Origin of the sequence: Pseudovibrio sp. POLY-S9, assembly GCF_001431305.1 — a bacterium.
In the GTDB taxonomy this organism is placed as follows: domain Bacteria; phylum Pseudomonadota; class Alphaproteobacteria; order Rhizobiales; family Stappiaceae; genus Pseudovibrio.
The window spans coordinates 1-8,069 of sequence record NZ_LCWX01000032.1; the positions used below are offsets into that span (position 1 = coordinate 1).

The 8,069-nt window shown below is 47.2% G+C and carries 4 protein-coding genes and 2 pseudogenes; 2 read left to right on the forward strand and 4 right to left on the reverse strand.

Translation table 11 applies throughout. The features are described from left to right. Positions 1 to 945 precede the first annotated feature (945 nt). Positions 946 to 1,713: a helix-turn-helix transcriptional regulator gene (locus PPL9_RS01720; protein ID WP_161831182.1), complete on the reverse strand. Its 768-nt coding sequence runs from the start codon at positions 1,711 to 1,713 to the stop codon at positions 946 to 948. A 134-nt stretch (positions 1,714 to 1,847) separates the two neighbouring features. On the opposite strand from PPL9_RS01720, the gene PPL9_RS01725 reads away from it, so the two are divergent. Next, positions 1,848 to 3,680 carry a BCCT family transporter gene (locus tag PPL9_RS01725; RefSeq protein ID WP_057461028.1) on the forward strand — a complete coding sequence of 611 codons (1,833 nt, stop codon included), beginning with the start codon at positions 1,848 to 1,850 and terminating at the stop codon, positions 3,678 to 3,680. A gap of 138 nt (positions 3,681 to 3,818) precedes the next feature. Next, positions 3,819 to 5,306, forward strand: coding sequence for a M81 family metallopeptidase (locus tag PPL9_RS01730; protein ID WP_057461029.1), 1,488 nt, complete (start codon positions 3,819 to 3,821; stop codon positions 5,304 to 5,306). Positions 5,307 to 5,403: 97 nt separating this feature from the next. Here PPL9_RS01730 and PPL9_RS34040 read toward each other — a convergent pair. The 3 genes and pseudogenes from PPL9_RS34040 to PPL9_RS01740 form a co-directional block, all read right to left on the reverse strand. Then, positions 5,404 to 5,597: pseudogene (locus PPL9_RS34040) on the reverse strand (transposase domain-containing protein); the annotation flags it as partial. A 174-nt stretch (positions 5,598 to 5,771) separates the two neighbouring features. Continuing rightward, positions 5,772 to 6,932: pseudogene (locus PPL9_RS01735) on the reverse strand (IS30 family transposase). A 157-nt stretch (positions 6,933 to 7,089) separates the two neighbouring features. Beyond that, the gene (locus PPL9_RS01740) at positions 7,090 to 7,602 is read right to left on the reverse strand and encodes a hypothetical protein (RefSeq protein WP_057461030.1); all 513 of its coding nucleotides are present in this window, start codon (positions 7,600 to 7,602) and stop codon (positions 7,090 to 7,092) included. Positions 7,603 to 8,069: the final 467 nt, after the last annotated feature.

The window sequence follows — 8,069 nt, forward strand, 5'->3', positions numbered from 1 at the left end:
AGGGAGGCTGTCCATGATCTCCCGGAGCCTGAAAGGCGAGGAAGATTGTGGTCAGGTGAGTGACGATCTAGTTCGCGTGAGGGCGCAAGCCCTGCTGCAGAACCTCAGATTAAAACGACAGAAAGGAAGGGAGAAAGAAGCGCGGCAAGTTTTATGAACTGTCCTATGACAGCTCGGGAGCCCATTGCAGTCATACGCCACACGATCTGCCTTCGCGAGTGCAGCAAGTCGCTCGTGACCAAAAGCGGACATCGACCCTTACATAGTGAAATTCTTTTCTGAACAAGCACTCAATCTCAAGTTGATTTGGCCGCAATGACTTAAAGTTTCACCCGTTAAAGATCTTTGCCTTCAACTCTGCGATCATCTTATCTTGTCCATCATTTGGTTCAACAAAGTCAATCAACTTGAGGTCTCAGCCAGATTTCCAATATGTTGGCATCAGACGACGGATACCCTTTTGAACATTTCGTTCAACAGCAGCTTCTCAAAGATATACCGCGACCGAGATTAGTTCTTGTCATTCAAAAAAAACGGCAGGATGTCTTGGCAAAAGCAAACCGGATATGGCCAAAGGTCTAGAGGCGAAACCTTGATGGGTCGTTTTAAGCAGGTGATCGGGACCACGCTCCGGTCACGAAAGATGAACAATCAGAGGACAGAGGCAAAACTTGGCGTCGCCGTTCTCAACACAATGACGGCCCTCGGACGCGCCAGGTTCGAGAAGGTTTCTGCATGACCAGATGCATGGGATTGGGCAAGCTGTATGCGAATTTCGAATTGTGCAACAGCACCCGGTGCTACGGCCTCTTCAACACCCAGGCGATTTTCAGCGCATATTTCTAGACCTTCAAGGCTACGCAACGTTCGCCTGAAATGTTTCTACAGAATGGCAGGAATGCCAGTACACATTGCGCATGACGGATACTCAAAGTCTGATCTGGATCAGGGACGAACTCCCGTCAAGAGTTTGCGAATGACAGGATCAATAGCGGTGCTGGAAGTAGAAAAGATCCCTGTTTGCTCTATACTCCAGCGTGCCGATTTTTCGTCGGTAATGCGCTTCCAGACTATTGGCGTCGCGTAAGGCATAACTCGGGGCTTGGTAGCGACTCCCATTGTAAGCCCCTGAACTAAATTGATCTTCTGCCGATGTTCGGGAAACATGATGGTGCTTGATATAAAATTATCCTCGCTATTTGAGTTTTCGATAAGGTAAATCCTGTTACCTTGAAAAGCTACTAGACCTAAATGACGCGTTCTTTGGCGTACGCTGCCATCCTGGCTTTTGGCTCGTTCAAGCGTGTAGCTTACAACTTTGCCGTTCTCTTCCTGCAATCTGATCAAAGTGCGGATGATCCCACCCTCCCAAGTCGGAGTTTGAAAATGCCCATGATAGTATCCTAAGTACCGACGCAAATGCCTAGCTTGGTCTACGAAAATCGAATCCAGTGAATGGCGTGATCTATGAACTTCTCCATATCTGTTAGACTTTAATACAGCAGAAAACTGTTCTTCATCCAACATCAGAGCATCTACACTTACCCCGAAATACTGAGAAATTCTCCTTAGATTATGGGCCGAAGGCATGCCACCTCCGTTGAGATAGCGATTAAACTGCTGGCGGTTGAAATTAATTTCACGGCAAACTTGTGCAATACTGAAATGTTCAGAACATAATCTACGTAAATTTTTTGAAAAATTGGTAGTCATCATGGCTCCAAGCTTCGCAGTAAGACGTTAATGTGATTACAAATGATTACAGGTGTGAATATCTGCGCACTGTTGATCGCTATCATATTGTGGTGGAACCACCTAAGTAAAAAGTACTAAGGAGGGGATTGAGTATGATAAAACCACCGTTTACGGATGTTGTGATTAAAAAATCATCGTCTGGATTCTATGAGAATTACTGTTTTCCAATTGCAATAGGCAGTAAATGCATCATGGTTGCGCTGGTTCTTTGGGCATTGCTTTGGCCTAAATCCGCGAACAACATTCTAAATAGTTTTAAATGGCAGCTTCTTGAAAACTTCAATGCCTTCTACATTATACTTTTTGGAGTTTTTGCAGTTTTTCTCATCGCAATTGCAGTCATTCCTTCAACAGGTAAGCTAGTAATGGGGCTTCCCGGAGAAAAGCCCGAATATTCGAATTTCTCATGGTTTGCAATGATGTTTGGTGCAGGTTTAGGCGTAGGTCTTATGGTCTTTGCTACTGCAGAGCCTTTGGGATTATGGGCATCAAATCCTGAAATTCTAGCGCAAAAGGTTGAGGCAAATACTATAGAAGCGCTAAGGCCAGCATACATCTTCACATTCGCACACTATGGTTTTCATACATGGGGCGTGTTTGTGATTGCCGGTCTAGCTATGGCCTACTGCTCTTACACTCGAGGCTTGCCTTTAACACTCCGCAGCGCTCTGACTCCGCTTATTGGACGGTATGCAAACGGATTTTTCGGGCACATTATCGACACGTTTGGCGTCGTAGCAACAATTTTGGCTGTTTCTGTGACGATTGGCTTTGGTGTCAGTCAGTTTCTGAACGGTGTTTACGCAATTACCGGGATGGAATGGATCATGAACCTGGGCGGTGAAACCCCAACACCAAGTGATGCGGGTCTGATCGCAGGGCTTGTGATCATAATGTCTTTGTCTATTCTATCCGCCGTATCAGGCGTAGGAAAAGGCGTAAAATACCTATCAAACTTGAACTTAATACTGTCTATGGTGTTGCTACTCACCTTCGTAATATTTGGTTCGTTTTTCTTTGCAATGACCACCTACGGCATCGCACTGGTAGATTACATTCTGAACTTCTTATCTCTGTCTTTTCTTGCTTACTTCCCACTAAGTGAGGCTGAATTCACAACGGCGTTGCCAGCAGTGGCGCAGCCATACTCAAATGACCTTTTTGCTGGTGCAACCAATGCCTGGGGCAGCTATGATAAATTTGTTTCAGGGTTGAGTAGCGAGGCAGCAACGCTAGATGAAGCGACCCTTTTGGCTGTCTACGAGGCAGGCAACAATGGTCGTCAGTTCACATGGCAGGCAGGATGGACAACCTTCTACTGGGCTTGGATGGTTGCATACGCACCTTTTGTAGGTTTGTTTCTTGCTCGGATATCAAAAGGCCGTACGGTTCGTGAATTTGTTATCGGTTGTGTTGTTGCACCTTCCTTGGTTTGCTTTGCGTGGATGACAATTCTGGGTGCTACAGCAATTGACCTTGAACTTAGTGGCATTGCGAACGGAGCTATCTCTAGCGCCTCCAATACAAACAAGCTTTTCATAACTATGTCCTACATTCTGGACGGCGGATTTTTGTCTGCGATGAATGTTGTATGTGCTGTACTGGTCCTGACATTCTTGGTGACAACAGCAGACTCTGGTATTTTGGTCATGAACACCATCATGTCTGGTGGAGATCAAGAAACGGGCATCAAGCATCGCATTGTTTGGGGCTTCGTTTTGACGGGTGTTCTTGGCACTTTGTTGCTTGCTGCGGGCGAAAGTAACCCGATGGAGGCGATACAAAACGCAATGATTATTGGAGCCTTGCCATTTTCTTTCATTTTGGGATTGATGATGATTGCAATGGGTAAGGCGATTTACCGTGATCATTTGCGTGAAAAGTATCATGCTGCAGGGCTTGTTACTGCAGAAACTCAATTATGACACAGCAACCAACTGATAAATCTACTCATTTACATTAATACTGTCCATCCGTTTTGCGGCAAAAGCATACTCCTGAAAAGTGAGCGTTAGTTCTCGGGAGTATGCAAAGAACCAAAATAAACAAGAGGTAATATCAGGATGAATGCTAAACCGCGTGTCGCAATTGCAAGCTTTATGCATGAAACTAATACGTTTAATCCGGTAAAAACGCCAGTATCTGAGTTTGAGAAAGCAGACAGTTGGCCTGCTGCAACGCGTGGACAAGACATGCTCAAAACTTTTTGCGGCATGAACATTCCCACTGGTGGCTTTATCTCGGAGGGTAATGATTTTGAACTATTACCGATCTTGTGGGCTTCAGCAGAACCTGCAGGCAAAGTGACGAGCGAAGCATTTGACGTTTACACCGAAGAAGTTTGTGACGGGTTACGTGGTCTACTTCCACTTGATGGCGTGCTGTTAGATCTGCATGGCGCGATGGTCGCAGAAGGTTTTGATGATGGGGAACAGGAATTTCTTGAACGCATACGTTCTGTTGTAGGAAATGTTCCAATTGTTGCAGCGCTTGATTTTCACGCTAACATTTCAGCTGACTTTGTCGAGACGTGTGATGCAATCACAATATACCGAGAATACCCTCATATCGATATGGCGCTTACAGGGGTACGGGCGACACGTATTCTCAGACAAATATTAAACGACAATAAACCTATAGAAAAATCGTTCTTACAATTGCCCTTTTTGATCCCATTGTCGGCACAGGCGACCTCTATTGAGCCATTTGCTACAATTTACTCCGGTTTTGATGAGCTGAACATAGAAGGTCTAATCAGTGTGGATGCTGCAGCGGGGTTTTCTTCTGCTGATGTAGCTAACGCAGGACCGTCCGTTGTTGCCTATGCCGCGACAAAGAAGGCGGCAGAACAGGCCACTCAGATTATTTTTGATCGGTTCATGGCAGCACGCAGCAGTATCGGTAACAATCTTTTATTGCCGGAGGATGCGATTCACAAAGCTGCAGAGTTAATAGAGCAATGTCCAAAACCGGTCATTCTTGCGGATGTTCAGGACAATCCAGGTGCTGGAGCATCCAGCGATACTACCTCTATTTTGCATTCGCTTGTCAGTCTGGATGCAGTTCCTGCAATCGTTGGGATCATTGCTGATACTGATTGTGTGGCGCAGGCGTGGGAGGCTGGGCTAGGGTCTTTTATTAAAGTTGCGCTTGGCGGCACAGCCCCCATTGAAAATGAGACACCCCTAACGGCAACATTTGAAGTGGTACAGTTAACTGACAAACCGATTGCCTGTACAGGTGATATGTACGCTGGTTGCCTTGCCGATCTTGGTAAAATGGCCTTGTTGCGCATTACAGGACTGACCAATGATATCCATATCGTGGTTAGCGAAAAACGCTTTCAATGTGTTGACCTAGCCCTTTTGCGCAGTTTTGGACTATTGCTCGAAGGTCCATTGATTATCGTAGTCAAAAGTACGGCTCACTTCCGCGCTGATTTCGACCCCATCGCACAAATGACTATTTTAGTAAAAGCCCCCGGCTTAAACCCTTGCGTTCTGAACGAGGTTATATACTCAAAGTTGCGGGATAGCATGCAGACTTCGTAACTGGAGTTCCCCCTGTTCCCGAACAATCGTGAGCGTTCGGTGAAGGCGTCCTGTTCCATTGGTTCGGGTTCAGTTACGCTGCTTTTGCAGCGTAACATCATGGCATGAGGTCGTTGATACGATTGATTTTGTGACCTGCAATTTGAGCCGGCACCCACGTGAGCCAGGCTTGGGGATCGACATTATTGAGCTTAGTGGTTTCAATGAGGGTATAGGCTATATAGCCGCAGCCTTACCGCCGCCTTCTGATCCCATGAAGAGAAAATTCTTCGTTCCAAGAGCCACAGGTCTCGTTGTACATTCGGCGTAAATGTTGCCCGAATCCAGAGATCCGTTGTGGAGGTAGGACCTGTCCGTCATCTAAAGTCACTCCAGATCGCCTGTTAGAGCTATTGTGAACGCCTTCGGGTGAACGTGTCTCAACCTATGATGGAAACATTCGAATGTCAGCAGTTGGCGGTGGATTCAACTGGTCGCGGCAACACACTGTGAGAACTTCTCAGCTGGAGTTTGATATTGCAAGGTCTTGCGTGGTCGTTCGTTGAGTTGTCTTGCGATTGCATCAAGTTCAGGCTGCGTGTGTACAGATAAGTCAGTGCCTCGGGGCAAATACTGCCGCAGCAAGCGGTTCGTGTTTTCGTTTGATCCGCGTTGCCACGGTGAATGTGGGTCGCAGAAGTATACAGCAACATCCGTTACTAATGTCAGGTTTAGATGATCTGCCATCTCCTTGCCTCGATCCCAAGTCAAAGATTTGTAAAGCTCTTTTGGTAATTTGTGGGTGTGTTTGATCAACCCGGAGATAACACTGCTCGTGTCTTTGTTGGCAACCTTGATCAACATGACATAGCGTGTTTGCCGCTCAACAAGAGTGGCGATATAGCTATTCTTGGATCCTCCGATCAGATCACCTTCCCAATGCCCTGGTATTGCGCGGTCTTCGATGCAAGCGGGCCTTTTGCTGATCGAAACGGCATCCTTAATTTGGCCTAGACTATTTCGTTTGAGGCTTGCGTGTCTGGACCGGCGTATCGTGCGTTTGGCACGCAGATGGTCCAGCAGTTCTTTCTTCAATACGCCGCGAGCCTGTATGTAAAGGCTTCGATATATTGTCTCGTGGGACACCTGCTTGTTTACGTCTCCTGGAAAGCTACGTTTGAGCCAGCCGGCAATCTGTTCTGGAGACCACTTGCTGCGCAGCTTCTCCGATACTGCGTGGTGCAATGAAGGATGACAAGCGAGTTTGCATGTCTTGGGCCGTAGAGCGCGGTCCCAGGCAGCCTGATCAGCCGCTGCTGCGCGATAAGTAACCCGACCTCCGTTGCGCTGTACCTCGCGACTGATCGTAGACGGAGTGCGGCTCAACTGGCGGGCTATAGATCGTAAAGATGCGTTGATGCTGAGACCAAGCGATATCTCATCACGCTCTTTCAAACTCAGCGCCAGCTTACCACGATGCCGATCGGTAGGGCGGATGCCTCCGGTCGGAGAAATGACAGAAAACACCGAGGAGGAGTTTCAGTCAAACAGGCGGCCAATCGAACTCATCGACTCTCCCCGCTGCCATCGATTCCAAATCTGTGCTCGTTGTGCGGCAGAATAGTAAATACGGCGGTGGTACTTCATCTCGAACACTCCATCTTTATTCAAAGATTAAAGTGTTGCGATCACCAGTTGAAACCACCGCCCTCGTTAGCTCTTGTCGTAGAAATCTGTGCCTACGCATTTCATAATCAGAGTTGCAAACGGAAGCTGTTTCTGCACGCTCAGGCATTTGAGCCATTTAACCCGAGTTAGGGTTCATATGTTTTTCGAGAATAACTAGGCTGAGTTCGACAACTTCATATAACTGCCCTTCTGGAGTGCCGTAGTTTATCATCTCATAAATACCCTCGACCAGAGTGATGTAGAAGACAGCAAGGCTTTCGGCCTTGTCTGGATTAACCAGGTCGTGGCGAAGCTCTTGAAATTTGTCGTGCACTTGCCGCTGCCAATCCACCTGCATTTCATTTATGGCGCTCTGAATTTCTTCAGTCGTTGGCCCTAGGTCAAATATGGAATGTTTAAAATTGGCCTGTGACTTTGCAAATTGATCTAGACACATTTCAACAAATTCAATAAGAAATGCTTCCATCGCTGACCTAAGGTTGGAATGCAACGCCATGGTAGCTCTTAACTGTCGGCCAAATTTGAAGTAATACCAACGGAAAGCTTCAACAACTGGCTGTTCTTCACCCACTATATGAAGAGTTACTATGTCGACGGACACACCTAACTCCTCTGCAACATCTTGCATGGTCGCGTGCACAAGGCCTTCTCTTAAAAAGACCCGAACGACGGTGTCGTATAATTTCTCCTGATCAAATGGAGTTTCGGGGGGGTATCATTAATTTCCTGATCCATAGTGTGACTACAGAAACTTCAAGTGTTTTCACTATTGCATTTGAGCGAAAGGGTGAGCAGAGAGTAAAGAAAGCTAATGAGCGTGAGCTGACTTGAAATAACAGTTCAACCCATGATGGAACCGCCCGAATGGCGGCTTCTGGCCCGACGCATCTTGACGTAGCCATGTTCATTTCCAGTTCTCTACGCCGCAGCGGACGTCAGCAAAGTCCGCTGAACGGCTGTTCGCAGGTAATGTGGGTCTGGGCTTATGATTGCAGGTTGGTCGGTAGAGTCGGGGAGAGACGCGCCCTGCGGTAGATGAGGGGAGTAGCTGTTGACCGGCTGCTTTCGCACACTGCCGGTGCCTCAATCCTCACC

Excerpts from the sequence above, each read along its gene's own strand:
- PPL9_RS01720 (WP_161831182.1), bottom strand. The coding sequence starts at position 1,713 with ATGACTACCAATTTTTCAAAAAATTTACGTAGATTATGTTCTGAACAT.
- PPL9_RS01725 (WP_057461028.1), top strand. The coding sequence starts at position 1,848 with ATGATAAAACCACCGTTTACGGATGTTGTGATTAAAAAATCATCGTCT.
- PPL9_RS01730 (WP_057461029.1), top strand. The coding sequence starts at position 3,819 with ATGAATGCTAAACCGCGTGTCGCAATTGCAAGCTTTATGCATGAAACT.
- PPL9_RS01740 (WP_057461030.1), bottom strand. The coding sequence starts at position 7,602 with ATGCAAGATGTTGCAGAGGAGTTAGGTGTGTCCGTCGACATAGTAACT.